This window comes from Stenotrophomonas sp. ZAC14D2_NAIMI4_7, from assembly GCF_003086675.1.
GTDB lineage: Bacteria > Pseudomonadota > Gammaproteobacteria > Xanthomonadales > Xanthomonadaceae > Stenotrophomonas.
Genome location: NZ_CP025995.1, coordinates 20,276 through 46,360, shown reverse-complemented (window position 1 = coordinate 46,360; position 26,085 = coordinate 20,276). Strand labels below are relative to the sequence as shown.

At 68.0% G+C, this 26,085-nt stretch carries 18 protein-coding genes; 9 read left to right on the top strand and 9 right to left on the bottom strand.

Going from position 1 to position 26,085, the window contains the following annotated elements; all coding sequences use genetic code 11:
- Window positions 1-15: 15 nt before the first annotated feature.
- On the bottom strand, window positions 16-2,796 hold the full coding sequence (locus tag C1922_RS00185; protein WP_108747934.1) for a TonB-dependent receptor: 2,781 nt from the start codon (window positions 2,794-2,796) through the stop codon (window positions 16-18).
- A gap of 285 nt (window positions 2,797-3,081) precedes the next feature.
- On the opposite strand from C1922_RS00185, the gene C1922_RS00180 reads away from it, so the two are divergent.
- Together C1922_RS00180 and eda are read left to right on the top strand one after the other, a co-directional pair.
- On the top strand, window positions 3,082-4,101 hold the full coding sequence (locus C1922_RS00180) for a sugar kinase (protein ID WP_108747933.1): 1,020 nt from the start codon (window positions 3,082-3,084) through the stop codon (window positions 4,099-4,101).
- A complete protein-coding gene (gene eda, locus C1922_RS00175) occupies window positions 4,088-4,726 on the top strand; it encodes a bifunctional 4-hydroxy-2-oxoglutarate aldolase/2-dehydro-3-deoxy-phosphogluconate aldolase (RefSeq protein WP_108747932.1) in 639 nt (212 codons plus the stop codon). The genes C1922_RS00180 and eda overlap by 14 nt, the downstream gene beginning before the upstream one ends.
- Window positions 4,727-4,800: 74 nt before the next feature.
- On the opposite strand, the gene C1922_RS00170 is transcribed toward eda, so the two are convergent.
- Window positions 4,801-6,675 (bottom strand): sigma-54-dependent Fis family transcriptional regulator, encoded by a 1,875-nt coding sequence (locus tag C1922_RS00170; RefSeq protein ID WP_234413405.1) that lies wholly within the window; start codon window positions 6,673-6,675, stop codon window positions 4,801-4,803.
- A 225-nt stretch (window positions 6,676-6,900) separates the two neighbouring features.
- On the opposite strand from C1922_RS00170, the gene adh reads away from it, so the two are divergent.
- From adh to C1922_RS00145, 5 genes are all read left to right on the top strand, one after another.
- Window positions 6,901-8,430 (top strand): aldehyde dehydrogenase, encoded by a 1,530-nt coding sequence (gene adh, locus C1922_RS00165; protein ID WP_108747930.1) that lies wholly within the window; start codon window positions 6,901-6,903, stop codon window positions 8,428-8,430.
- 74 nt (window positions 8,431-8,504) lie between these two features.
- On the top strand, window positions 8,505-9,533 hold the full coding sequence (gene adhP / locus C1922_RS00160) for an alcohol dehydrogenase AdhP (RefSeq protein ID WP_108747929.1): 1,029 nt from the start codon (window positions 8,505-8,507) through the stop codon (window positions 9,531-9,533).
- A 114-nt stretch (window positions 9,534-9,647) separates the two neighbouring features.
- Entirely contained in the window at window positions 9,648-10,025 is a 378-nt protein-coding gene (locus C1922_RS00155; protein ID WP_108747928.1) for a DUF779 domain-containing protein, read from the top strand.
- A gap of 24 nt (window positions 10,026-10,049) precedes the next feature.
- The gene (locus tag C1922_RS00150; protein ID WP_108747927.1) at window positions 10,050-10,445 is read left to right on the top strand and encodes a hypothetical protein; all 396 of its coding nucleotides are present in this window, start codon (window positions 10,050-10,052) and stop codon (window positions 10,443-10,445) included.
- Window positions 10,446-10,563: 118 nt separating this feature from the next.
- A complete protein-coding gene (locus tag C1922_RS00145; RefSeq protein WP_108747926.1) occupies window positions 10,564-13,368 on the top strand; it encodes a TonB-dependent receptor in 2,805 nt (934 codons plus the stop codon).
- 42 nt (window positions 13,369-13,410) lie between these two features.
- Here the strand turns inward: C1922_RS00145 and ligD are convergent, their stop codons facing one another.
- The 3 genes from ligD to C1922_RS00130 all read right to left on the bottom strand — a co-directional run bounded on the left by ligD (window position 13,411) and on the right by C1922_RS00130 (window position 17,323).
- Complete coding sequence (ligD, locus tag C1922_RS00140; protein ID WP_108747925.1) at window positions 13,411-15,873, bottom strand: DNA ligase D; 2,463 nt, start codon at window positions 15,871-15,873, stop codon at window positions 13,411-13,413.
- Between the two features lie 3 nt (window positions 15,874-15,876).
- The gene (locus C1922_RS00135) at window positions 15,877-16,812 is read right to left on the bottom strand and encodes a Ku protein (RefSeq protein WP_108751430.1); all 936 of its coding nucleotides are present in this window, start codon (window positions 16,810-16,812) and stop codon (window positions 15,877-15,879) included.
- A 112-nt stretch (window positions 16,813-16,924) separates the two neighbouring features.
- Window positions 16,925-17,323: a hypothetical protein gene (locus tag C1922_RS00130; RefSeq protein ID WP_108747924.1), complete on the bottom strand. Its 399-nt coding sequence runs from the start codon at window positions 17,321-17,323 to the stop codon at window positions 16,925-16,927.
- Between the two features lie 143 nt (window positions 17,324-17,466).
- On the opposite strand from C1922_RS00130, the gene C1922_RS00125 reads away from it, so the two are divergent.
- Window positions 17,467-17,790 (top strand): hypothetical protein, encoded by a 324-nt coding sequence (locus C1922_RS00125; RefSeq protein WP_108747923.1) that lies wholly within the window; start codon window positions 17,467-17,469, stop codon window positions 17,788-17,790.
- Between the two features lie 40 nt (window positions 17,791-17,830).
- On the opposite strand, the gene C1922_RS00120 is transcribed toward C1922_RS00125, so the two are convergent.
- The 4 genes from C1922_RS00120 to C1922_RS00105 form a co-directional block, all read right to left on the bottom strand.
- The gene (locus C1922_RS00120; protein WP_108747922.1) at window positions 17,831-19,225 is read right to left on the bottom strand and encodes an ATP-binding protein; all 1,395 of its coding nucleotides are present in this window, start codon (window positions 19,223-19,225) and stop codon (window positions 17,831-17,833) included.
- Complete coding sequence (locus C1922_RS00115) at window positions 19,218-19,934, bottom strand: response regulator transcription factor (RefSeq protein ID WP_108747921.1); 717 nt, start codon at window positions 19,932-19,934, stop codon at window positions 19,218-19,220. Before C1922_RS00115 ends, C1922_RS00120 begins: the two co-directional genes overlap by 8 nt.
- Before the next feature lie 59 nt (window positions 19,935-19,993).
- Window positions 19,994-22,312 carry a TonB-dependent siderophore receptor gene (locus tag C1922_RS00110; protein WP_199912208.1) on the bottom strand — a complete coding sequence of 773 codons (2,319 nt, stop codon included), beginning with the start codon at window positions 22,310-22,312 and terminating at the stop codon, window positions 19,994-19,996.
- A 120-nt stretch (window positions 22,313-22,432) separates the two neighbouring features.
- On the bottom strand, window positions 22,433-24,547 hold the full coding sequence (locus tag C1922_RS00105) for a TonB-dependent receptor (RefSeq protein WP_108747920.1): 2,115 nt from the start codon (window positions 24,545-24,547) through the stop codon (window positions 22,433-22,435).
- A 168-nt stretch (window positions 24,548-24,715) separates the two neighbouring features.
- Here C1922_RS00105 and C1922_RS00100 point away from each other — a divergent pair, with 168 nt between their 5' ends.
- Window positions 24,716-25,918, top strand: a complete 1,203-nt coding sequence (locus tag C1922_RS00100; protein ID WP_108747919.1) for an amino acid aminotransferase — start codon at window positions 24,716-24,718, stop codon at window positions 25,916-25,918.
- Window positions 25,919-26,085: the final 167 nt, after the last annotated feature.

Here is a 26,085-nt window from a genome sequence, read left to right as displayed (position 1 = left end):
ACCGCCGCGGCTGGATCAGAACTTGTAGCGCACGCCCAGAAGATACTGGCGGCCGGTTTCGGTGTACTGCAGCGGCAGCTGGCCTGTCGTGGGCGAGTACACCCACTCGTCGGACGCTTCGTTGGTCAGGTTGATGCCTTCCAGGCTCAGTTCCAGCTGGTCGCTGATGCGGTAGCGGATCGAAGCGTCCAGCACGGTGGTGCCGGTCATGCCGTGGTAGCCATCGAGGTTGAAGCCGGTTTCCTGGCCCGGCGCCTGGGTCAGGTAGTCGCTGCGGTTGGTGGCCGACACGCGCCCGGACCAGACTTCGCCTTCGTAGAACAGCGTGGCGTTCCAGGCGTTCTTCGACGTACCGGTCAGCTGGTTCTTCATCACCGCCACGCCGTTGCCGTTCACGTACTGGATGCTGGTGTCGACCCAGGTGTAGTTCAGCTGCACGCCCAGGTTCGACCACTTACCGGGCAGGAAGGTGAAGGGCTGAGTGTAGTTGGCTTCCACGCCGTACAGCTCGCCGCCCGGAGTGTTGAGCGGAATGCTGAAGGTGAAGTCATCGTTGACCGATGCACCGGTGCCTTCCAGCAGGCTGGCCGGCAGGCCGCTGGTGGAATACGGGCGCACTTCGCGCGTGGTCTGCACGAACGATTCGATGTCCTTGTAGAACAGGCCGATGCCGGCCATCGCGCCTTCGTTGAAGTACCACTCGAAGCTCATGTCCACGTTGGTGGCGCGGAACGGATCCAGGTTCGGGTTGCCGCCGGCCACGGTGCGCGCGCCGCCGGCCACGGCCACGGTCACGCCCGGGGTCAGGTTGCCCAGGCCCGGTCGGCTCATCACCTTGGCCGCGCCCAGGCGGATCAGGAAGTCCGGGGTGATCTCGGCCACCAGGTTGAACGAGGGCAGGGTGTCGTTGTACTTGCGGTTGGTGGTGGCCGGCACCAGCACGCCGCCCACGGTGGCCGCGCCACTGGAGGTCTGTTCGGTCTGCACGTAGCGCACGCCGAAGTTGCCCGACAGCGGAATGCTGCCCAGATCGGTGGAGAACTCACCCATCAGCCAGACGCCACGGTCCTTCTCTTCCACGCTGCGGCTGTTGTTGGCACGCGGTGCCAGCGCGAACGTGCCGGTGTTGCTGTAGATGTCCAGCGCGTCGGCCACGGCATCCAGGTTCGGCACCACCCAGCTCGACGGCGAACCGGAGATGCCCTTCAGGCCGGCCTGGCTGGTCAGGTCCACCGGCACGATGCGCGAACCGTTGGCGAACGTCGGTACCGCGCCTTCGCTGGTGCGGCGCAGTTCCAGCGTGTCGAAGGTGTAGTTCTTGGCCAGCACGCCGCCCTTCAGGCGGAAGCCGGGACTGATGTTCCAGTTGAAGTTGACTTCGGCGGTGTCGAAGTCGTTGTCCACGTACTGCGGGCGCAGGCGGATCTCGGCCAGCTCCCAGCCATTGGGGTTGGTCGGGTCGATGCCGTAGTTCAGTACCGGCGCACGGCTGTTGCCACGGTAGTCGTAGCTGTAACCATCCACATCGTACTTGTCCATGATGATGGTGGTCTGCACCGGGTTTTCGTGCTTGGAGCGCGAGACGCCCAGCTTGCCGTTCAACGAGAACGCGTCGTTGAAGCGATGATCGAAGTTCAGGCTGGCCTGCTTGAACTCGGTGCTCCATTCGTCGTGACGGTTCTCGCTGCGGATGTCGACGTTGTCGAATTCGCCGTAGACCAGGGCGTTGTTGCGGATCTCGCCATTGCGCACCACCATCACCGGCTTGCCGTCGCGGTCGGGGCGGCGGTTGGCACCGGTGGCGGCATCGCGGTTGCGGCTGAACGAGATCGCTTCGATGTAGTGTTCGTCGCGCGTGGCGTCGATCTTCGAGTACAGCGTATCCAGCGAGATTTCAGTGCGATCGGTCGGCTTCCACTGCAGCGAACCGGTCACGCCCAGGCGCTTCTGTTCGTGTTCCATCTGCACGTAGCGCGGGAAGCGCGGGTGGTACACATCGGCACTACGCGCGGCCGGGAACAGCGGGCTGGCGGCGAACCCGCCGTTGCTGGTGCCGTTGGCCCAGCGCCCGGTGTTGGAGCCTTCTTCCAGCGCCTGGCGTTCGGAATAGGCCACCGACAGCAATGCGCCGAAGGTGCCGTCGGCGAAGGTGTTGGCGATCAGCGCGGCCATGCGCGGGTCGGCCTTTTCAGCCATGGCGTTGAAGCCGGCCTGGCCGCTGGCGGCGAATGTGAAGCCGTCGTAGTCGAACGGACGCGCAGTGCGCAGGTCCACCGTGGCGCCCAGCGACCCTTCCTCGACATCGGCCGAGGCGGTCTTGCGCACGATCATCTGCGAGAACAGGTCCGAGGCGAACACGTTGAAGTCGAAGCCACGGCCGCGGTTGGTGCCGCCGCTCTGGTCGCCGGCGCCCACGGTGGTCAGCGCTTCCATGCCGTTCAAGCGCACGCGGGTGAAATCCGGGCCCAGGCCGCGCACCGAAATGTTGCGGCCTTCGCCCGCTTCGCGGGTGATGACCACGCCGGGAATCCGCTGCAGCGATTCGGCCAGGTTCAGGTCGGGGAACTTGCCCACATCCTCGGCCACGATGGCGTCGACCACGCCGGATTCGCTGCGCTTGATGTCCAGCGCCTTTTCCACGCTGGCGCGGTAGCCGGTGACGTTCACCGTGTCCAGGTTGGTGGCGGTGGGCGCTTCACCCTGCTGCTGTGCCGCTGCGCCTGCCGACAGTGCCAGGCCGACGGCCATGGCCAGCAAGGTAACCGGTGTCTTTTTTGCGTGGTTCCGAGAATGCATGCCTTTCCCCTCTCCCAAAGGTCTGGTCTCGCGAGTGTTTCAGCGGAATGACACCGCTGGTCAAGGCGGACGGTAACAGCACCTCCGGGTTCCGGCATCTTGCACCGCAACAGATCTGCAATGTCTCCAAGACGCTTGCGGGACAATGCTTCCGACAGTTTGCTAGGCTGTGCGGACGGCGGGTCGGATCTACAATGACACCGATAGCCAATCGCCACGCGGGTGCGTGGTGCGATTCCACGCCGTACAGCCGTACGTGCTGGCGGCCAGCGTAAGGGAGCGGAAATGGGTCGTGTCGTGTGTTTCGGGGAACTGCTGCTGCGGATGGGAGCGCCAGGGCGCGAGCTGCTGCTGCAGTCGCCGCAGTTGCAGGTGCATGTGGGCGGTGCGGAAGCGAACGTGGGTGTCTCGTTGTCCTGTTTCGGACATGAGGTGGCCATGGTCAGCACCGTGGCCGGCAATGCGCTGGGCGCGCACGTGCTGGGCGAACTGCGCCGCCATGGCGTGGACACGCGCGGCGTACGCCAGGACCCGGATGGGCGCATGGGCCTGTACTTCCTGACCACCGGTGCGGTGCAGCGCGCCAGCGAAGTGGTCTATGACCGCGCCGACTCGGCCTTCGCGCGCAGCACCGCCGCCGACTACGACTGGCCGGTGCTGCTGCAGGGCGCACAGTGGCTGCACCTGTCCGGGGTCAGCCCGGCGCTGGGCCCGGACGTGGCGCAGGCCACGCTGGAAGCAGCGCGTGCAGCGCGCGCACGGGGCGTGCGCGTGTCCTTCGACGGCAACTTCCGGCCGAAGCTGTGGCAGCGCTGGGGCGGCGATGCGCAGGCGATCCTGCACCAGCTCTTCGCGCAGGCCGACATCGTGTTCGCCGACTACCGCGACATCGAGGTGATCCTCGGCCAGCGGTTCGAGCAGGCCGATGTGGTGGCCAAGGTGGACGCCGCAGCGGCGGCCGCGTTTGCCGCCTTCCCGCACCTGCAGTGGATGGCCTGCACCCAGCGCCAGGCGATCAGCGTGGACCACCACGCACTGGGCGCGCTGCTGCTGGGCCGCGATGGCACCCGCGCACAGGCGCCGGTGCGCCAGCTGCAGGGCATCGTCGACCGCATCGGCGGTGGCGACGCCTTCGCCGCCGGCATCCTGCATGGCATCCTGTCCGGTCTGGATGCCGAGGCCACCGTGCGCTTCGGCCTGGCCGCCGGCGGACTGAAGCATTCGATCCCCGGCGATTTCAACCCTGTCAGCGAAGCTGACGTGCTGGCCCTGGTGGGCGAGGAGCGATTCGATGTCCGGCGCTGATCCGCGCGTACGTGCGGTACTGAAACTGGCCCCGGTGATCCCGGTGTTCACCCCCGATGACGTGGACGATGCGGTGCAGGTGGCACAGGCCCTGTTCCGGGGCGGCCTGCCGGTGATCGAAGTGACCCTGCGCACGCCGCGCGCGCTGGAGGCGATCAAGGCGATGGTCGAGGCCGTGCCCGACGCCGTGGTCGGCGCTGGCACGGTGATGACGCCGGCGCAGATGCAGGCCGCCAAGGCGGCCGGTGCGCACTTCGCGGTGTCACCCGGCGCAACGCCCACCCTGTATGCTGCCGCCCGCGATGCCGACCTGCCGTACCTGCCGGGCGTGGCCACGGGCTCGGAGCTGATCGTGGGTCTTGAGCACGGGCTGGATACCTTCAAGTTCTTCCCGGCGGTGCAGGCCGGTGGCGCCGCGTTGCTGTCGGCCTGGCACGGCCCGTTCGCCGATGTGCGCTTCTGCCCGACCGGCGGCATCAGCGTGCAGACCGCACCGCAGTTCCTGCACCTGCCCAACGTGCTGTGCGTGGGCGGTTCGTGGCTGACCACCGCCGCGCTGGTGCAGGCGCGCGACTGGCAGGGCATCGAAGACCTGGCACGCCAGGCCTCGGTACTGGCCAGCTGAAGGATGCAACGCCGGTAAAGTCGAGCTTGCTCGACTCTACGGGTGGGTCGAGCAAGCGCGGCATTGCCGCGCGCTCACCCCCCGCGCGGTGCGCCCAGCCGCCGGTACAGCGTGCTGCGGCTGATCCCCAGCCGCTTGGCCGCCGCACTCACGTTGCCCTCGCATGCGGCCAGCGCCTGGCGCATCGCCGCTTCGGCCATCTCCCCCAGCACTGCGGTGGACGCCAGTACAGGTGGCACGGTGTCCGCCGCACCATTGCGCACGACATCAGGCAGCAGCTCCGGGCCCGCCGGCTGGCCCGGCCCGGCCAACGCCACCAGGGTGCGCAGGCAGGCACTGAGCTGGCGCAGGTTGCCCGGCCACGCACAGGCCACCAGCGCGGCACGGGTGGCAGCGGGCAACGCCTGGTCGTGGCCCAGCTGCTGCCACAGCGCATCGACCACGGCGCCACGATCGGGATGCTGGCGCAGCGGTGCCAGGGTCACCACGTGGTCGGCGATGCGGTAGTACAGATCCGCGCGGAAGCGCCCGGCGGCCACCGCCTGCGGCAGGTCACAATGGCTGGCGCAGACCAGGGCGAAATCCAGCTTCACCGGCTTGCCACCGCCCAGCGGCGACAGCTCGCGTTCCTGCAGCACGCGCAGCAACCGGGGTTGCAGCGCCAGCGGCATGTCACCGATCTCATCCAGGAACAGCACGCCACCTTCGGCCTGGCGCAGCAGCCCGGTGCTGCCGTGGCGGCGTGCGCCGGTGAACGCGCCTTCTTCGTAACCGAACAGCTCTGATTCGATCAGGCCCTCGGGCAATGCGGCGCAGTTCACCGCAACGAACGGCCGGCCCGCGCGTGCGCTGCGCGCATGCAGTTCACGTGCGAACACTTCCTTGCCGGTTCCGGTTTCACCCTGCAGCAGCACCGGCAGGCCCGCCTGCAGGACACGCCCGGCCGCGTCGAGCTGCGCCTGCTGGGCGGCATCGAACAACGGCCCGCGCGGAACCGCTGCGACCAACGGCGGCGCCTGCGGCAGGCGCTGCGCGGGGGCACCCTGCGCGCGCCGCGTGCTGCGCGGCTGGCGCAGCCCGTAGAGGCGGCGGCCCTGGCGGTCCAGCAGCACGCCATCGTCGGCCAGCCGTGACAGCGGTTGCTCGAACAAGGCTTCGTACGGCGTACGCCCGATGTCGTGGCGCTCCAGCCCGAACAGGGCCAGCCCAGCACGATTGGCCGCGACCAGGCGCCCAGCGCGGAAGCCCAGCACGCCCTCCCGCGCGCTGCCCAGCAGCACCGGCTGGTGGTGCAGGCGCAACAGTTCGCAGTCGGGCAGCCCGTCGGCAAAGCCACGGTGCTCGATCTGGGCCACTGCCTGCCGCACCAGGGCCAGTGCGTGCAGGTGGGGCAGCCGCGCGTCACCGGATACGTCCAGCACCCCCAGGCATTGGCCGTGCGGGTCCAGGATCGGCACCGCCGAGCAGGTCAGGATGCCGTGTGGTGCGAAGTAGTGTTCGCCACCGCGGACCTGCAGCGCGCGGCCTTCCACCAGCGCGGTGCCGATCGCATTGGTGCCCACACTGGTTTCGTCCCAGCGCACGCCGGGCATCAGCGCGACACGGCCGGCCTTGTCCAGGAAGCCGGTGCTGCCTTCGGCATCCAGGATCCAGCCATCCTCGTCGGTCAGCAGCACGATGCTGCCGCTGTGGGTCATCTCCGCCGCCAAGCCTTCCAGCTCGGGCCGGGCCTGCCGCCACAACCGTTCGCGGCGCTGCCGCAGCTCGCGCAGGCGGACATCGGTCAGCGGTTCGGCATTGGGTTGCGCGTCCACCAGCAGGCCATGGCGCTGGCAGCGCTGCCACGAGTGCAGGATGGCATCGGGCACCGCGCCCACCGGCGCCGCACCGCGTTCGAAGAAACTGCGCCGGGCACTGCCCAGGCGCGGGTCGGGAGCAAGCGGGGACACCGACAGCCTCCTGTGTCGCATTCTGCGACAGTTGTTTCAGGACCTGTTCCGATTAACAGCACATCGGGCGCCGGCCCGCAAGAAAGGCGACTGCTGCGGCGCCGCAGCCGCGCGCCCGGTGCGCAGGCGGGGCAGCGGAGGACCACGTGACGCGCCGCAGCACGCAACAGTTGGCACCGTCCTTGCGCCAGCACGGGCACTACGCCAACCCGCTGGGAGCCCCGCATGAACGCCGTACCGTCCACCCGCCCGCATGCCACCGATCCGCGTTCGATCTTCAAGCCGCGCTACGGCAACTACATCGGCGGCGACTGGGTCGCGCCGCGCAGCGGCCAGTACTTCGACAACACCTCGCCGGTGAACGGGCAGGTGTTCACCGAAGTGGCCCGCTCCAATGCCGAGGATGTCGAGGCGGCGCTGGACGCGGCCCACGCCGCCAGGGAGGGTTGGGGCCGCACCCCGGTCGCCCAGCGCGCGCTGGTGCTGAACCGCATTGCCGACCGCATCGAGCAGAGCCTGGACCTGCTGGCCCATGCCGAAACCTGGGACAACGGCAAGCCGATCCGCGAAACGCTCAACGCCGACCTGCCGTTGATGGTCGACCACTTCCGCTACTTCGCCGGTGCCCTGCGTGCGCAGGAAGGCAGCCTGTCCGAGATCGATGCGGACACCGTGGCCTACCACTTCCACGAACCGCTCGGCGTGGTCGGGCAGATCATCCCGTGGAACTTCCCGCTGCTGATGGCGGCGTGGAAGCTGGCACCGGCCCTGGCCGCCGGCAACTGCGTGGTGCTCAAGCCCGCCGAGCAGACCCCGGCCTCGATCCTGGTGCTGATGGAAGTGATCGGCGATCTGTTGCCGCCGGGCGTGCTGAACGTGGTCAACGGCTTTGGCCTGGAAGCGGGCAAGCCGCTGGCCAGCAACCCGCGCATCGCCAAGATCGCCTTCACCGGTGAAACCACCACCGGCCGCCTGATCATGCAGTACGCCAGCCAGAACCTGATTCCCGTCACCCTGGAGCTGGGCGGCAAGTCGCCCAACATTTTCTTCGCCGATGTGATGGCCGAAGACGATGATTTCCTCGACAAGGCGGTGGAAGGCTTCGTGATGTTCGCGCTGAACCAGGGCGAGGTCTGTACCTGCCCCTCGCGTGCACTGGTGCAGGAGTCGATCTACGAGACGTTCATCGAGCGCGTGCTGGTGCGCGTGGCGGCGATCGTGCAGGGTGACCCGCTGGACCCGAACACGATGATCGGCGCGCAGGCATCGAGCGAGCAGCTGGAAAAGATCCTGTCCTACATCGATATCGGCCGCCAGGAGGGCGCCGAAGTGCTGATCGGCGGCGAGCGCAACACGCTGCAGGGTGACCTGGCCGGCGGCTTCTACGTGAAGCCCACCGTGTTCAAGGGCCACAACCGCATGCGCATCTTCCAGGAAGAAATCTTCGGGCCGGTGGTGGCGGTGACCACCTTCAAGACCGAAGAAGAGGCCCTGCAGATCGCCAACGACACGCTGTACGGCCTGGGTGCGGGCGTGTGGAGCCGCGATGCGGCGCGCCTGTACCGGGTCGGGCGCGCGATCCAGGCCGGGCGGGTGTGGACCAACTGCTACCACGCCTATCCCGCGCACGCGGCCTTCGGCGGCTACAAGCAGTCCGGCATCGGCCGGGAGAACCACAAGATGATGCTCGACCATTACCAGCAGACCAAGAACCTGCTGGTGAGCTACGCGCCGAAGAAGCTGGGTTTCTTCTGAAGTTTGATCGTGATCAAGGCGCCGGTTCGCCGCCGGCGCCATTCTGTCCGCAAGCGCACTACGGAGATCCATGCATGAACAGAACCATGAAGGCCGCCGTTGTCCGTGAGTTCGGCAAGCCGCTGGTCATCGAAGAAGTGGTGGTACCGCGCCCGGGGGCGGGCGAGGTACTGGTCAAGATCGAGGCCTGTGGCGTCTGCCATACCGACCTGCACGCCGCCGAGGGCGACTGGCCGGTGAAACCGAACCCGCCGTTCATCCCCGGCCACGAGGGCGTGGGGCACGTCGTGGCCGTGGGCGGCGGGGTCGGCCACATCAAGGAAGGTGACCGGGTCGGCATCCCCTGGTTGTACTCGGCGTGTGGCCATTGCGAACACTGCCTGGGCGGCTGGGAAACGCTGTGCGAAACACAGCGCAACACCGGCTATTCGGTCAACGGCGGTTTCGCCGAGTACGCACTGGCCGATGCCAGCTATGTGGGCCTGCTTCCCAAGGGAGTGGGCTTCGTGGAGATCGCACCGGTGCTGTGCGCCGGGGTGACCGTCTACAAGGGCCTGAAAGTGACCGACACCAAGCCCGGCGACTGGGTGGTGATTTCCGGCGTCGGCGGCTTGGGCCACATGGCCGTGCAGTACGCCCGCGCCATGGGCCTGAACGTGGCGGCGGTGGACGTGGACGATGCCAAGCTGAAGCTTGCCGAGCGCCTTGGCGCGCAGGTGACAGTGAATGCGCGCACCACCGATCCGGCTGCATTCCTGAAGAAGGAGATCGGCGGCGCGCACGGTGCACTGGTCACCGCGGTGTCGCCCAAGGCGTTCGAGCAGGCACTGGGCATGGTCCGCCGCGGCGGCACGGTGTCGTTGAACGGGCTGCCGCCGGGCAACTTCCCGCTGGATATCTTCGGCATGGTGCTCAACGGGGTGACCGTGCGCGGTTCCATCGTCGGCACCCGCCTGGACCTGCAGGAATCGCTGTTGTTCGCTGCCGAGGGCAAGGTGGCGGCGACGGTCAGCACCGACCGCCTGGAGAACGTCAACGACGTGTTCGCGCGCATGCACGCGGGCACCATTGAAGGCCGCGTGGTGCTGGACTTCGCCGCCTGACCCTCCCGCGCACGGCTGCCGCGCCCGTCCCCCTCTCCCACGGGCGCGGCGACCGTGCAAGGGGTCAGGTCCCTCTGCCAAGGGCAGAGGGCTCTGACCCGCAACGAGGCCCCCATGAACGACCTTCCGCCACAGGTCACCGCCACCCTGGCCGCACTGCAGCTGATCGAGCGGCTGCATGCGCGCCACGGCCCGCTGCTGTTCCATCAATCCGGTGGCTGCTGCGATGGCTCTTCGCCGATGTGCTTCGCGCAGGGCGATTTCATCGTGGGCGACCGTGACGTCTGCCTGGGTGAGATCGGCGGTGCGCCTTTCCATATCAGCCCGTCGCAGTTCGAATACTGGAAGCACACACAGCTGATCATCGACGTGGTGCCCGGGCGGGGCGGCATGTTTTCGCTGGAAAACGGCGAAGGCGTGCGCTTCCTGGTGCGCTCGCGCTTGTTCAGCGATGCAGAGTTCGCCGCCTTGCAGGCCGCCGGCAAGGCATGAGCCGGCACGCCGTACAATGCGTGCATGCCTGCCCTGCTCAAAACCATCCTCCTGTCCATCGTCGCCCTGATCGGTGCGCTGCTTGCCCTTACCCTGGTCAGCAGCGCCGGCGGCTGGCTGCCGTCGTTGTTCGGCCTGCACCCCGGCAGTGAAGCACAGCTGGGCTGGGACCTGGCCTTCAGCGTGCTGGGCGGCATCGCCGCCATTGCCTTCGCTACCTACTACGCGCCGCGCTGGCCGCGCGCACACGGCACGACGGTGTGGCTGCTGCTGGTACTCGGTTCCGGTTACGGTCTGTGGCTGATGGGCGGCGATTTCCCGCGCTGGTTCGCGGTTTCCCTGCTGCTGTCACTGCCGGTGCAACTGCTGCTGGGCTGGTGGTTCGGGCGCCGTCCCTCGCGCAGCGCAACACAGGCTTAACAATTCCCCCCTAGGCTCGGTGCCCGCCGAACGTCGGCAACGCGGCGCAGGGGCCTGCACCTACGGATAAAGGGGCAGGCGCGGCGTAAGACACCACAGGGAACCGGGAAATCATCCGATGCGTCACCAGATCCGGGAAGCCGCCGCTGCGGCTCCCCATGCGAAGCTTTTGTCCCGCGCCGTGCATGCGGTGCTGATCGGCGGCCTGGCCGTGCTGCCCATCGACGCGATGGCCGAAGAGGCCGCCGATGGCGATATCCGCCAGCAGCTGCAGCAGTTGGACACGGTGACCGTGACCGGCAGCTACGCCAAAAGCCTTGAGAAGGCCGTCGACCTCAAGCGCGCCAACATCGGTTTCTCCGATTCGATCGTGGCCACCGACGTGGCCGATTTCCCCGAACAGAACCTGGCCGAAGCGCTGCAGCGCATGCCCGGTGTCACCATCGAGCGCAACAAGGGCCTGGGCAGCAAGGTCAGCGTGCGCGGCCTGCCCAGCGAGTTCACCCTGGTCTCGATCAACAACCTGGCCACGGCCTCGGGCAGTGGTGGGCGCGATGTGCAGTTCGACATCTTCGCCGCCGACGTGGTGCAGACGGTGACGGTGCAGAAGTCACCGACCGCGGCCGACGAGGAAGGGGGCATCGCCGGTTCGGTCTACATCGAAACCGCCAAGCCCTTCGACTATGCCGAGCCCAAGTTCAGCGCCTCGGCCGAAGCTTCGCACAACTCGATCAACGGCAAGATCGATCCGAAGATCTCGTTCCTGTCCAGCGACACCTGGGGCGACTGGGGTGGCCTGGTGTCGTTCTCCAAGGCTAAGCGCACGAACCGTACCGACTCCAACTCGGGCATCAACTTCCGGCCGATGGGGCGCTTCCTGGAGGCGTCCGGCACGCGCGGCGCGCAGGCCGCCGCGGTGCTGGCGCGCGATGCGGGCATCATCGTGCAGGACCGCATGGACAAGGATGAAACCAGTCGCATCATCTTCCAGGACAAGGTCGGCGACCGCGTCTATCTGAACGAGCAGAACCAGTGGGGCGCCACCGCATCGCTGCAGTTCAAGCCCAGCGATACGTTCTCGCTCAGCTTCGATGCCATGTTCGGTGGCTACGACACGCATGAGGACGAGTACGATGCGGCCGCCTATTCGGCCTCCAGCCGCAGCACGCTCGACACCATCCACGACTACGACAGCGACACCCTGTCGGCCTATGGCATCACCGTGCTGAAGGATGTGTCCTACACCGCCACCCAGCACGAGATCCTCAGCAAGGAGCGCAGCGCCAACACCGACTACCGTCAGTTCAGCACCAAGCTGGACTGGAAGGTGGGCGGCTGGGATATCGACGCGCTGGTCGGCTATTCCGGTGCGCGCAAGGATTCGGACTACGCCAACCTGAAGCATGTGGCCTATGCCCCCTCGCGCACGCGCTGGACCGCCGACGGCGGCGAAACCGTGCCCAGTGCAGCCTCCAACGGTTTCAACATGTATGCCTCGCCGGAGAAATACCTGTTCGAGGCCTACGAAACCGAACTGGAGAACGTGAAGGATGACAAGTACGCCGCGCAGCTCGACCTGCGCCGGCAGCTGGAGCTTGCGTTCTTCCCCGCGCTCAACGCCGTGCAGTTCGGCGCGCGCTATACCGACAAGACCAAGGAACGCGCGTTCGGCAGCGGCAAGATCCAGGGCCCCAGCGCCGGCAGCGTGGCCTGGGTGAACACCCGCACCCTGGCCGACAGCAACCCGACCTGGATCAGCCAGCTGGCACCTGGCGGCGGCTATCGCCCCAGCGATCTGGACTGGCAGCAGGTGTCCAACGCCTACGCACGCGCGACGTTCCGCTACCCCGGCTACAGCACGCCGATTGATCCGGGCCAGTACTACGAAGTGAAGGAAAAGACCCTGGCGCTGTACGCCATGGCGGATTTCTACTTCGATATCGGCCGGGTGCCGCTGTATGCCAACCTGGGTGTGCGCTCGATCGACACCGATGTGGATTCGGCCGGCTTCCACCCGGTGCAGAACGCCGATGGCAGCAACGGTTACACGCCCACGCCGATTTCCAGCAGTGGCGATTACAGCGATGTGCTGCCCAGCTTCAACATGACCGCCGAGATCGCCGACGGCCTGGTGCTGCGCGGTGCCGCATCGGAAACGCTGATGCGCCCGTCGCTGACCGACATCGCCTACCGCCGCACGGTCAGCTGGAGCAGCTTCCGCTTCATGGACGGCAACCCGGCACTGAAGCCGACCACCGCCCGGCAGTGGGAAGTGGGCCTTGAGAAGTACCTGCAGAACGGCGGGCTGCTGGCCGCGTCGTACTTCTCCAAGAAGATCGATGGCGTGGTGCGGCAGTCGCTGACCGGCATCGTGCCCGGCGTGGAGAAGCTCAATGCCAACGGCTCGCTGGACGGCTACTACGACTTCGAGGTCTACCAGCCGGTCAATGCGGACGGTTCCTACAAGGTGACCGGCGTGGAGCTGGTGGCGCAGCTGCCGTTGTCGATGCTGCACCCCGCGCTGGAAGGCTGGGGCATCAATGCCAACTACACCCAGCTGGACAACTCATTGACCGGCGCGTCGGACCTGGACATTCCCACGCCGCCGGAAGGGCTGGCCGAGAAGGCGTACAACTTCACCCTGTACTACGAGAACGATCGCTTCAGCGCGCGCGCCTCGTACAACTACAAGGACAAGTACGTCGAGTACATCCACCTGAACATGTACCCGGTCTACCGCGATGCCTATGGCCAGCTGGATGCGTCCATCGGCCTGCGCCTGAACGACACCTGGAAGGTGAACCTGGAAGCGATCAACCTGCTGGATGAGAAGACCAGCGGCTATACGATCAACAAGGCCTTCCCCACCCAGTACGAGTTCTCAGGCCGCCGCGTCACCTTCGGCATCCGCGCGGACTTCTGATCCACGCTGCATTGATCTGGTAGCGCCGGGCGTGGCCCGGCGCTATCGATTGCCGCGCGGCAACACCTGCTGCACTCCCTCGATGCCCTGCCAGGGGTCGGCCTTCAGCCGTTTCGCCCGTGCCAATGCCTTGGCCATCGGGAAGGCATCGGCCGCGGCCACCCGCGCCAGTTCCTCCCAGCGCAGCGGCACGGCGACGCCCGCGCTCTCGCGCGCACGCAGCGACCACGAACACACACTGGTCGCACCGCGCGTGTTGCGCAGCCAGTCGATGAAGATAACGCCGCGGCGCTTGGCCTTGCTCATCGTCGCCACGTAGCGATCGGGCTGCTGCAGCGCCATCGCCTGCGCGAAGGCTTCGCAGAACGCCTTGGCCTGTTCCCAATCGGCTGTCGGCTGCAATGGCACCACCACGTGCACGCCCTTGCCGCCGGACAGTCGCACAAAGCTCTGCAGGCCGATCTGCAGCAAGCGGTCACGTACATCGCGGGCACCGGCCTTCACCTGCGCCCAGGACACGCCTTCGCCAGGGTCCAGGTCGAACACCAGCCGATCCGGATGCTCGGGATCGTCCACCGTCGCGCCCCACGGATGCAGCTCCAAAGTGTTCATCTGCACCAGCTGCAGCAGGCCACGCGCATCGTCGATGTAAACGTAGTCCTCGCGCCCGCTCTTCTGCTGCAGCGGCACGGCATGCACGGCATCGCCCAGACCCGGTCCGTGGTGCTTCTGGAAGAAGCAGGCCTTGCCGACGCCGTCCGGGCAACGCAGCAGTGACAGCGGGCGAGCGGCAATCTCCGGCAGGATCCAGCGCGCCATCTGCCGGTAGTAGTCGGCCACATCCCCCTTGCTGAGCTTCTGCCGCGGGTACACCACCCGTTCGGGATGGCTGATGGCCACGGCAGTGTCATCGCGCGCCGCGGCAGGCTGTGCCACGCGCAGGTCCTGCTTTCCCTTGTCACTGCGCAGGCGCTTGAAGCTGGCCTGGCGCAGCAGCCCTTCCTTGCCCCAGCCACGGAAGGCGACCTCGGCCACCACCTGCGGCTTCACCCAGCGCACGCTGGACGCTCGCAACGGGACATGGGCCGGCAGTTCCAGCACCGGCGTCTTCACCGCCAAGGGCGCCAGCACGCTGCCCAGCCTCTTCAGGCTTGCATCGTCGAAACCGGTGCCGACCCGCCCCACATAGCGCAGGCCACCACCATCGGGCGTGGCCAGCAGCAGCGAACCGAAGCCGACCCGGCTGCCCTTGGGGGCGGTGTGTCCGACGATGACGAACTCGTCGCTGTCTTCATGTTTCACCTTCACCCAGCTGCGCGCGCGGGTGTTCACGTAGGGCGCGTCCACCTGCTTGCTGACGATACCCTCGAAGCCGGCGTCGCCACTGGCGGCGAACACCGCCGGCCCGTGGTCGAGCACGTGATCGCTGAAGGCCAGCGTGCCCGGTTCCGGCCCGATCAGCTGCTTCAACAAGGCCTTGCGTTCGACCAGTGGCGCACGGCTGATGTCCACGCCGGCCACGCCGGGCAGGTCGAACACGATGTAGCGCAGCGGCTGCTTCGAACTGCCATCGATCACCCGCTGCAGGGCGGCGAAGTCGCTGCGTCCCTGTGCATCGAGCACCACCAGCTCGCCATCCAGGCGCGCATCGCGCACCGGCAGCGCGCGCACGGCCTGGGTGACTTCGGGGAAGTCGGCGGTCCAGTCCAGGCCATTGCGCGAGCGCAGTTTCACCTCACCCTCGTGCAGGTCGGCCAGCAGGCGATAGCCATCCCACTTGATCTCATGCAGCCAGCCCTCGCCGTCGGGTGCGCTGTCGCGGTGGTCGGTGAGCTGTGGCTTGAAGCTGCGCGGGTACGCATGATCGCGTGCACCGGGCAGCTTCAGCGCGCGCGCGTGCCAACGTGCATCGGCCTTGCGGGGCGCAGCGCGAGGTTTCTTTCCACGCGTGCCCCTCGCCGCACGCGCTGGCACGGCATCCTCCAGCAGGTCATCGGCCTCCGCATCGCGTGCCTGCGCATCATCGCGCTTGATCAGCAGCCACTGCACCTGGCGGCCCTTCATGGCCGTGCGCACCAGCTTCCAGCCGCCAGCCAAGCGCTGCCCGTGCAGCACGAAGTCGATCTTGCCGTCGGCCAGGGCCTGCAGCGGGTCGCCTTCGCAGGCCCAACTGCCGTGGTCGAATACCTGCACATGGCCCGCGCCATAGTGGCCTTCGGGAATGTCGCCCTCGAAACCGGCATAGGAAAGCGGATGATCTTCCACCTCCACCGCCAGGCGCTTCTCGCCCACGCGCAGCGACGGGCCCTTGGGCACCGCCCAGCTCTTCAGCACGCCATCCATCTCCAGACGGAAGTCGTAGTGGCGCGAGCTGGCGTGGTGCAGCTGGATGACGAACTGCGGGCGCTGCTTCGGGTTGCCGGCTGCCGGGGCATCGTCGGGCTCGGGTGTCTGCCCGCTGCCCCCGCCCAGGCGGCGCTTGCGGCGGTACTGATGCAGGGACACGGCTCAGCCCGCCTTGCGCCGCGGCGCAGCCTTCCTGGTCGCCTTCGCCGCCTTGGCAGCGGTGCTTTTGCTCGCTTTCTTCACCTTGCTGCCCTTCTTCGCCGGCGCCTTGCGTGCGGCGGTTTTCTTCGCCGGCGTGCGCGTATTGGCATCCAGGCTCTTCTGCAGCAGCGCCATGAAATCCACCACGTTGGTGGTGGCGTCCTCGCGCGGTTCCGGCTCTTCGTCCACGCGGGTGGTGCCGCCCTTGGACTTGATGCGCTTGTTCAATACCTGCTGCAGGCGCTCGCGGAATTCATCGTGGTACTGCGAAGGGTCCCAGTCGGCGGCCATCGATTCGATCAGCTGGCCGGCCATCGCCGTTTCCTTGGCGGTGATGCGGTAGTCGGCCAGGCTGCCGGTGGGCAGCTTGTAGTCTTCCGGATCGACCAGTTCCTGCGGATAGCGCAGGATCATCAGCACCAGCGCATGGCCCTGCGGCATCACCGCACACAGGTACTCGCGGGTACGCACCACGACCCGCGCAATGCCGGCCTTGCCGGTGTCGCGCAGGGTTTCACGCAGCAGCACATAGCCCTTCTCGGCTTTCTTGCCAGGCAGCAGCAGGTAAGGCTTCTCGTAGTAGCGTGGATCGATGGCGTTGGCATCGACGAAGGTTTCCACTTCCACGGTTTCGTGGCTTTCCGGTGCCGCCGAGCGGATATCGCCTTCTTCCAGCACGACATAGCTGCCTTTGTCGTACTCGTAGGCTTTGACGATGTCCTTCCACGGCACTTCTTCGCCGGTATCGGCGTTGACCCGCTCGAAACGGATCGGCTTTCGATCCCGTGAATCCAGCATGCGGAACTGCAGGTCGACCTTGCGTTCACCGGACATCAGCGATACCGGCACGTTCAGCAGGCCGAAGGAAAGGGTTCCGGTCCAGATCGGGCGGGCCATGGCACGCACCTGCATAGCGGCGGGGCGCACAGCTTCCGTCGGCCGCTGTGAAACAGCCGTGTCGGGGCCGTGCAGGGCGGGTGGTGCAGGCGCGCGCGGGCGTGGCGCTGCATCACTGCAGCAACGGCCGCACCGCTGCCGCCGGAATGTGGTCCAGCGCGCGCCAGGCGTCTTCCACCACCGGGCGCGCCTGCGCCCAGCCCATGCGCGACTGCCCGCGCATCTGCTCCCAGTGCTCGGCAAGTTCCTCGCAGGTGTCGGCGGCATCGCCGCGCGGCCAATCGGCGGCGTGGGTGGTCAGCGCAAAGGCGTACACCGGGCACAGGTCACGCCAGTTGCGATGGCCGTGCGCACGGCGGGTCTCGTAGTCGTTCAGCATGTACTGCAGGTAGTCCTGCGCCACCGCCTGCGGATCTTCATGGCGACGGCTGCGGCGCTGCGCCGGGCGCGGCGCGGCCGGGTCCAGCAGGGCGTTGAACACGGACGGGGCGGGGCGTTCAAGACGGGGCATGGCCGGCTCCTGCAGCAGGGCGGGTGGGCAGGAATACCGGCGGTGCCGTTATCCAGCCGTGACAGATATGTTCATGACGCCGGGTTCGCGGTTCCTTTACCCGCGTGGCGCTGTAGTGGACACCCCGTCTGCGGAGCACGCCCATGTCCAGCCGAGATCCCCTGCGCCAGACCCACACCCCGGTTCCGGGCGAACAACGTGCCAAGCATGATCTGGCCGACGCCGAGGACCGCGGCGCCGGCATGCCTGCCGAGCACGTGGACGCCCTGCCCGTGGTCCACCACCCTGAACAGGCGGCGCAGGACCGCAAGGACTGTGGCGACCGCCACCGGGGCGGGCAGGAGAGCCCGCTCAAGCGCCGCGAGCGCAAGCAGCACGCCAGCGACAACCAGGACCAGGCGCTGGAAGAGACCTTCCCCGCCAGCGACCCGACCTCGCCCTTCGTGCCGGCCAAGGCCCCGGATTGACCGGCTGACCCTGCCGGGCTGCGCTGGGCGTGGCCCGGCGCTACCTGCCGGCGTGCGGCAGGGTGATGCGCACGCACAGCCCGCGCCCATCCTCGCCGTCTTCCAGCAACAGCTGGCCGCCGTGGGCCTGCACCACCGCCACGGCGATGCTCAGGCCCAGTCCCGTACCGCCGTGCCGCGCGCTGCGCGAGGCTTCCAGGCGCTGGAACGGCTGCAGCATGCGTGCGCGTTGCTCGGCAGGAATGCCTGGCCCTTCATCGACAATGCGGATGTGGACGGCCCGTGCGTCGCTCCAGGCCTTCACCCAAGCGCCGCCGCCGTAGCGTCCGGCGTTGTCCAGCAGGTTGGCCAGCGCCCGCTTCAGGCTGCGCGGGAAGCCGCGGTAGGCCGCGCCCACCTGTCCCTGCAGCTGCACGGTATGCCCAGCCTCGCGTGCATCGTCCACCACCGTGCGCAGCAGTGCGTCGATATCCAGCGGCTCACGTTCGCCGCGCAGCTGGGTGGCGCTGCTGTAGTCCAGGATCGAATCCACCAGCTCCTGCATGTCGTCCAGATCGGCACGCCAGCGCGTGCGCGCGCTTTCATCGGCCAGCAGTTCGGTGCGCAGGCGCAGCCGGGTCAACGGCGAGCGCAGGTCGTGCGATACCGCGGCCAGCAGTTCCTCGCGCGCCTGCGCAGCCTGCTGCAGCTGCTGCTGCATCTGGTTGAAGGCCTGCGCGGCCTGGCGCACTTCGCGCGGCCCCTCCAGCGGCAGGGGCGGGGCGTGCAGGTTGTGGCCCAGCGCCTGCGCGGCGGCACCCAGGCGGGTGAGCGGGCGGGTCAGCCAGCGCACCACCAGCAGGGCCAGCAGCACGATCAGCAAGGTGCGCAGCCCATAGATGCGCAGCAGGTAGTCGCTCAGGGCGTGGCCCGGCTCCAGCTGCAGGCCGGCCTGGCCTTCGCGCACGTCGAACTGCAGCCAGCGGCCGATGCTGCTGCGCACCCGCAACTGGAACTGCCCGGCCACGTGGCGGGCCGACAGCGCTTTGTCATCCTCGCGTCCCTGCCCGTCGTACAGGCGCAGGTGCTGCAGGTGCAATTCGCGCGGCGCGCCCAGTTCGCTGGCCAGTGCGGCCTGCAGCAGGTGTTCAACGGCGCGGTCACGCGCGCGCAGCGGCACCGGGCCACCGTCGTCGACCGCGTGCACGGTCAGGTCGGCCGTGGATAGCAAGGCAGGGTCGGCGCCGGCCAGCGGTGATCGTGGGGCTTCCAGCAGGCGCAGGCTCTGCGCAACGTGGGCGGCAGCCAGGCGCGCGGGAATCTCGGCCACGCGCTCGTAGCGAGCGTCATGCCAGATCGTGCCGGTCAGCAGCTGGGCCAGCAGCATGCCAGCTACCAGCACCAGCACCAGGCGGCCGTACAGGGTGCGCGGCCAGCCCTGGCGCGGCTCAGCCATCGGCCAGCACCGGCCCGGCCAGGCAGTAGCCGCGGTGGCGCACGGTACGGATCAGCAGCGGCGCGCGGCTGTCGTGTTCCAGCATCTGCCGCAGCCGGCTGATGCACATGTCGATGCTGCGATCACTGGGCAGGCGGTCGCGCCCATAGACCTGTTCCACCAGGTAATCGCGTTCCAGCACTTCATCGGGGTGGCGCAGGAACAGCTGCAACGCAATGAAATCCGTTTCGCCCAGCAGGTGGCGGCGGCCATCGTCGGCCTGCAGCTGGTGGGTGCGCGTGTCCAGCGTCCAGCCGGCAAAGCGCAGCCGCGTGGCCAGCGCCGCCGGTTGCGCCCGGCGCAGCACGGCCTGCAGCCGCAGCAGCAGCTCGCGCGGGTCGAACGGCTTGGCCACATAGTCATCGGCGCCGTGTTCCAGCCCCAGGATGCGGTCGGCGGCGCGCCCGCGTGCGGTCAGCATGATCACCGGCAGCGCCGTGCGCGCACGCAACTGCTGGCACAGGGCCAAGCCGTCCTCGCCGGGCAGCATCAGGTCCAGCACCACCGCGTCGAAGCGCTGGCGATCCAGGGCTGCCCACATGGCCATCCCTTCGGCGGCGGTATCGGTGTGCAGGCCGTGCCGGCCCAGGTATTCGGCCAGCAGCGCGCCGATTTCCGGATCGTCATCGACGATCAGGATGCGCGCAGTGGCAGCGGCGTTGTCAGTCATGGCTGCATCTTCCCAGAAGCGGCGGCGCCCCGCAGTTGCAGGCGCCGCCGTCGGTGGGATCAGAAGCGCGCACGCACGCTGAAGGTGGTGCTGCGCGGCTCGCCGAAGATCAACCCGTCGTAGAAGCCGTACTGGGTGTAGTAGGTCTTGTCGGTCAGGTTGTTCACGTTCACCGCCAGCTGCACGGTATCGGTCAGGGCATAGCGCGCCATCAGGTTCACCAGGGTGTAGCCGCCCATCGGCAGGTTGCTGGCGTCGTAGCGCCCACCGCCCAGCGGGCGGCCGGGGTTGGTCGACATCACCGTGCCGCTCTGCACCGACAGGCCACCGCCAACGGTCAGCTTCGACAACGCACCGGGCAGGGTCCAGGTGGTGTTCAAGCGCAGCAGGTGGCGCGGGTCCTGCTGGTAGGACAGGCCATCGACCTGCAGCCAGGTGTAGCCGGCATAGACGTTCCAGCCCTGGGCCAAGCGGCCGCTGATTTCCAGGTCGGCGCCCTTGGACTTCACCCCGTCCACCGCGCGGTAGATGGTCAGGCCGGTGTCCGGGTGCACCTCGCCGGTGCTTTCGGCCACGTTGTTCTGCTCGTTGCGGAACAGGGCCAGCGCTGCGTTCAGGGCGCCGTCGGCCCATTCGCCCTTGATGCCGGCCTCGTAGCTCTTGCCGGTCACCGGGTCGAGCAGGGTGTCGTCGGCATCGCGCACGTTGCCCTGCGGGCTGAACACATCGGTGTAGCTCACATACGCCGAATAGTTCGCCGCGAAGTCCCAGACCAGGCCGGCGTACGGGGTGACCACCTGCTGTTCGCCACTGGCCGCACCGCGGGTGCGCACGTCGGCCTGGGTGTAAGTCTGGGTGTAGGTCTTGTAGTTGCTCAGCCGCGTACCCAACACCAGCGACAGCGGGTCGGCCAGACTGAAACGGCCGGCCAGGTAGCCGCCCGGGTTCTCGGTGATGGTCTTGCTGCGTGCAGGCGTGCGGAAGGTTTCAAAGCCCGCGTAGCTGCCATCCCAGCTGCGCCAGTCGGCGATCGGCAGGCCCACGGCGCGGTACTGGCAGCCGCTCCACGGCGCCACGCCGGCGATGCTGCAGTTGCCCAGCGCGGCGCTGAAGCTGTAGTCGGTGATCTCGCTGCGGTAGCCGTTGAAGCCCACCATCAGCTGGTGCTCGCGACCGAACAGCTGCAGCGGGCCGCTGGCGCTGATGTCCAGGTTGTCGCGGCGGGTTTCCGATTCGCTGTGGATGGCGTTGAGGAAGGCGCCGCTGCCATCGGGGTTCCAGAAGCCGGCGAAGCCCTGGTTGCGCGCGGCGTTGTTGACCTTGGCCACGCCGTAGTTGGTGAAGCTTTCACCGCTGTCGTGGGCGAACGCCACGCGCAGCGTCCAGTCCGCGCCCAGCCCCTGTTCCACGCTGCCGAACACGGTGGTGTTGTCCCGCTTGGCCAGGCTCCAGTCGGCGGCAGGGTTGGTGCTGCGCGACAACTGCGCACGGCTGCCGTCGGCCCACCAGATCGGTGCGTTGCTGCCCCACGACGCGCCGCCGTTGCGGGTTTTTTCGTACTGCACGCCCAGGTTCAACACGGTGGCGCTGCCCAGGTCGGCCTCGAAGCTGGCCAGTCCGGCCAGGCGCTGGATGTCTTCGCGCTGGCGGAAGGTGTCCGAATCTTCGGCACTGACCACGAAGCGGCTGCGCACGCGACCATCGGCGGTCAGCGGCATGTTCACGTCGCCCATCAGGCGGCGCTTGTCATGGCTGCCGAGGGTGAGCGCGGCGGCGCCACCGAAGTCGGCGGTCGGCCGCTTGCGTTCCAGGTAGACCGTGGCCGAGGGATCGCCGGTGCCGCCCAGCAGGCCGTTGGCACCGCGCACCACCTGCACGTGGTCGTACAGATCCATGTTCAGCGCCGCGCCGCCGCCACTGAAGCTGCTGGCACCGTTCACCAGCATGCCGTCCACCTTGAAGTTGCCGATGTCGAAGCCGCGCGCGCGGAAGGTGGTGCGGCCGGCGTTGTCCAGCGAATAGGTGGTGATGCCGGTGGTGCTGGTCAGCACGTCATCGATGGATTCGATCTGCAGATCGTCCATCTGCTGGCGGGTGACGCTGGTGACCGACTGCGGGGTCTGGCGCACGCTCAGGTCCAGGCCGATGGCGGCGCGGCTGACCGGCAGGGTGTAGCTGTCGGCCTGCGACTGGCGGCGCGCGGTCACTTCCAACCCGTCCAGGGTGGTGGGGTTGGCATCGGCCGGGGCTTCGGCATGGGCGGCCAGCGGCAGCGCCAGCGCGACGGCCAGGGCAAGGGCGCGGCGCAGGCCAGGCGCATGCGGGCACGGCAGAACAGCGCGCGGCAGGCCCGCGCGGGTGAGGGCATCGGCAGTCACAGGGGGAGTCCTTATCGGAGATTCAAATGGGATCGATTCCCATTTGCGTCATGATAGCGACGCCGTCCTGTGTTCCTGCGTGTGGGAATGTAAGCGTGTGTAACGGGCCGCGCTGCGCGCTCAGCGCCACGACCACTGCAGGCCGACGCTGGCACGGCGGTCCGGGCCGGGTTCGAAGAAGCGGCCGTTGCCATCGTTGACGATCACCGAGCCGATGTAGCGCTGGTCCAGCACGTTGTCCAGGCGGGCGAACGCGCGCAGATCGCCACTGGCCAGCGACCAGCGGTGGCCACCTTCCAGGTTCAGCACGGCGTAGCCGGGCGCGCGTTCGGTGGCCAGATCGTTCACCACCACGTCGCTGCTGGCGGTGCCTTCCAGCGCCCACTGCCATGCACCGGGCGACCACTGCAGGCGGGCATAGGCCTGCTGGCGGGGCACGCCGGGCAGACGGCTGCCGGCACGCACTTCGGTATCGGGCACGCTGCAGCCGCTGCCGGCACAAGCCAGGTAACCCGACCGCACCTGCGCCTGCAGCCAGGTCCAAGCCAGCTGCAGTTCCAGCTGTTCAGCCAGCGGCTGCCGGTACTGCAGTTCCACGCCCTGGCGGCGGGTGCGGCCGATATTGCGGTAGGTGCTGCGGCCGTTGGTGTTGCTGGCCACAGCCAGTTCATCATCGGTGTCGGCGCGGAACACGCTCACGTCGAACTGGGTGCCGTTCTGCGCATGCCACTTGCTGCCCACTTCCAGGTTGCGGCTGCGCGCGGCGGCCAGGTCCAGCGCCAACCCGGCCTGGCCATCGGCGCGGTAGCCCAGTTCGTTGAAGGTGGGGGTCTCGAAACCACGACCCACCGCCGCATGCAGGCGCCACTGTGGCGTAGCCTCGAAGCTGACCCCGGCCACCGGGGTGGTGGCCTGGTAGCGGCGGCGGCCGCTGTCGTCGGGATTGCGGCCAACGATGTAATGGTCGTCCGACTCGAAGCGCACCGTGCTGTGGCGCACCCCGGCCAGCAACGACCAGCGCGGGCTCCACTGCCACCAGGCCTGGGCGAACTGGTCCACGTTCTGCACGGTGTCGCGCTGGTCGCGGCGCAGCGCACCGCGCACGCCCAGCGTGCTGCCGATGAAGTTCTCGTAGCCGGTGCGGTGCTGGCGCTGGCGGTCGGCATTGGCGCCCACCACCACGTCCAGCGGGCGACCGGCCAGATCGCCGCGCCAGCCCCAGCGCGCGTCCACGCCGCCGTAGGTGCCGTCCAGATCGATCACGCCGCCGGCGTGCAGCGGGTTGGCCTGCGGGCCCGGCGGAATGGCCAGGTACTGGGTCACCTCGCGCTGCCCGCCGTAGCCCATCAGCTGCCAGCGCTGGGCGCCGGTTTCACGGGTCCAGCGCAGCCCGGCCTGCTGCTGGCTGACCGATTTACGGGTGTTGTACTGCGTGGCCACGGCGGTGGCCTGGTGCGGATTGGCGGCCACCTGGGCGCGGGTCAGGCCCAGCGGGTCCTGCGCATCGGGCGCGTCCAGCGCGTTCAGCAGAAGCTCCAGGCGGCCACCGGCCAGCTCGCCGCCGATGCGCGCGTTCAACGATTCGCGCCGGGCCCGGCTGTGATCGCGCCAGCCATCGGTACGGAAGTGGTTGGCGGCGATGTTGTAGTCGATGCCGGCACTGGCGCCACGCAGCTGCGCACCCACGCTCAGGGTGTTGTCGGCCCCGGCATTGACCCGCAGCCGCCAGGAATCGCCGGCCTGGCCCTGCGCGCTCCAGACCTGCAGCACGCCACCGGATGAATTGCCGTACAGCGCCGAGAACGGCCCCCGCAGCACCTCGATGCGCTCGGCACCCAGCAGGCTGGCATGCGACAGCTGGCCCTGGCCGTCGGGCATGGTGGCCGGCACGCCATCCACCACCACGCGCACGCCGCGCACGCCGAAGGTGGAACGGGCGCCGAAGCCGCGGATCGACAGCTGGGTGTCCTGGGCGAAGTTCTGCCGGTCACGTGCCAGCAGGCCCGGTACGCCGGCCAGCGCCTCGGAAAGCTGGGCATTGGCGCCGCTGCGGTCATCATCCACCCAGACCGTGTCCTGGCTGGCCGGCAGCGCGAACGGGTCGATGCCCTGTACCCGTACGGCCTGCACCTCCACCGTGGGCAGCGCGGTGGTGCTGGTCTGGGCCTGCGCCACGGCGGCGGGCAGCAGGGCGATCAGCAGGGGCAGGCGGCGGCGCGCCACGGGCTCGTTCATTGTTCAGCTTCAACCACGGGGGGAAAACGACACGGCATGGTACGGGCTGCAGCGTGACGATGAGCGCCGCGCCGGTGGCACGCTTTGTTACGATGGGACGGTTGCGGCCCAGGGCTGCAACCACGCGACCCGCGCTTCTTCTCCCCCTCATATCGAACGAGTACCGCCGTGTCCTTCTTTGCAAACGTGGAACTGGTCCCGGGCGACCCGATCCTGGGCCTGACCGAGGCGTACAACGCCGACAGCCGCCCGACCAAGGTCAACCTGGGTGTAGGCATCTACTACGACGAAAGCGGCCGCATTCCGCTGCTGCGTGCCGTCAAGCAGATCGAGCAGCAGCTCGCCACCGAAGCAAAACCGCGCGGCTACCTGCCGATCGATGGCCTGCCGGCATACACCCAGGCCACCCGTGAGCTGGTGTTCGGCAAGGACTCGCCGCTGCTGGACGCCGGCCGCGTGGCCACCACCCAGACCGTGGGCGGCAGCGGTGCGCTGCGTGTCGGCGCCGACCTGCTGAAGAAGCTGCTGCCGCACGCCACCATCGCCATCAGCAACCCCAGCTGGGAAAACCACCGTGCAGTGTTCGGCGCGGCCGGGTTCGACGTGGTGGAATACACCTACTTCGACGCCGCCACCCACGGCGTGAACTTCGACGGCATGCTGGCCGATCTGCAGACGCTGCAGCCGGGCACCGTGGTGCTGCTGCACGCCTGCTGCCACAACCCCACCGGCGCCGACCTCACTGTCAGCCAGTGGAAGCAGGTGGCACAGCTGCTGAAGGACCGCCAGCTGTTCCCCTTCATCGACATGGCCTACCAGGGCTTCGACAAGGGCATCGAGCAGGACGGCGCGGCCGTGCGCATCATCGCCGAGGCCGGCATCGACAGCTTCATCGTCGCCAACTCGTACTCCAAGTCGTTCTCGCTGTACGGCGAACGCGTGGGCGCGCTGTCGGTGGTCGCCCCGACCGCCAACGACGCCAAGGCCGTGCAGTCGCAGATCAAGCGCATCATCCGCACCATCTACTCCAGCCCGTCCACCCACGGCGCCGCGCTGGTGGCCGGTGTGCTCAACAGCCCGGAACTGCGCGCGCTGTGGGAACAGGAACTGACCGAGATGCGCGAACGCATCCACGCCCTGCGTGGCGGTCTGGTGGAAAAGCTGGCTGCCGCCGGCGCGCCGCAGTTCGGTTTCATCAACCAGCAGGCCGGCATGTTCTCCTACTCCGGCCTCAGCCGCGTGCAGGTCGAGCGTCTGCGTGACGAGTTCGGCATCTACGCCGTCGGCACCGGCCGCATCTGCGTGGCCGCACTCAGCCAGAACAATCTGGAATACGTCGCCAAGGCCGTGGCCACCGTCGCCAAGGGCTGAAGCACCGCTGCACATGCTTGAAAACAGAGGCGCCGAAAGGCGCCTTTGTTTTTGCTCTGCCTTTGCTCCTGCTTTTGCCGCCCCCTCCGCGCTCGCGGCAATGCCTGGATCGCGCGGGAGGGGGAGGCGATGCAGGACCGCAGGCGCCATGGATGGCGCCTACGAGC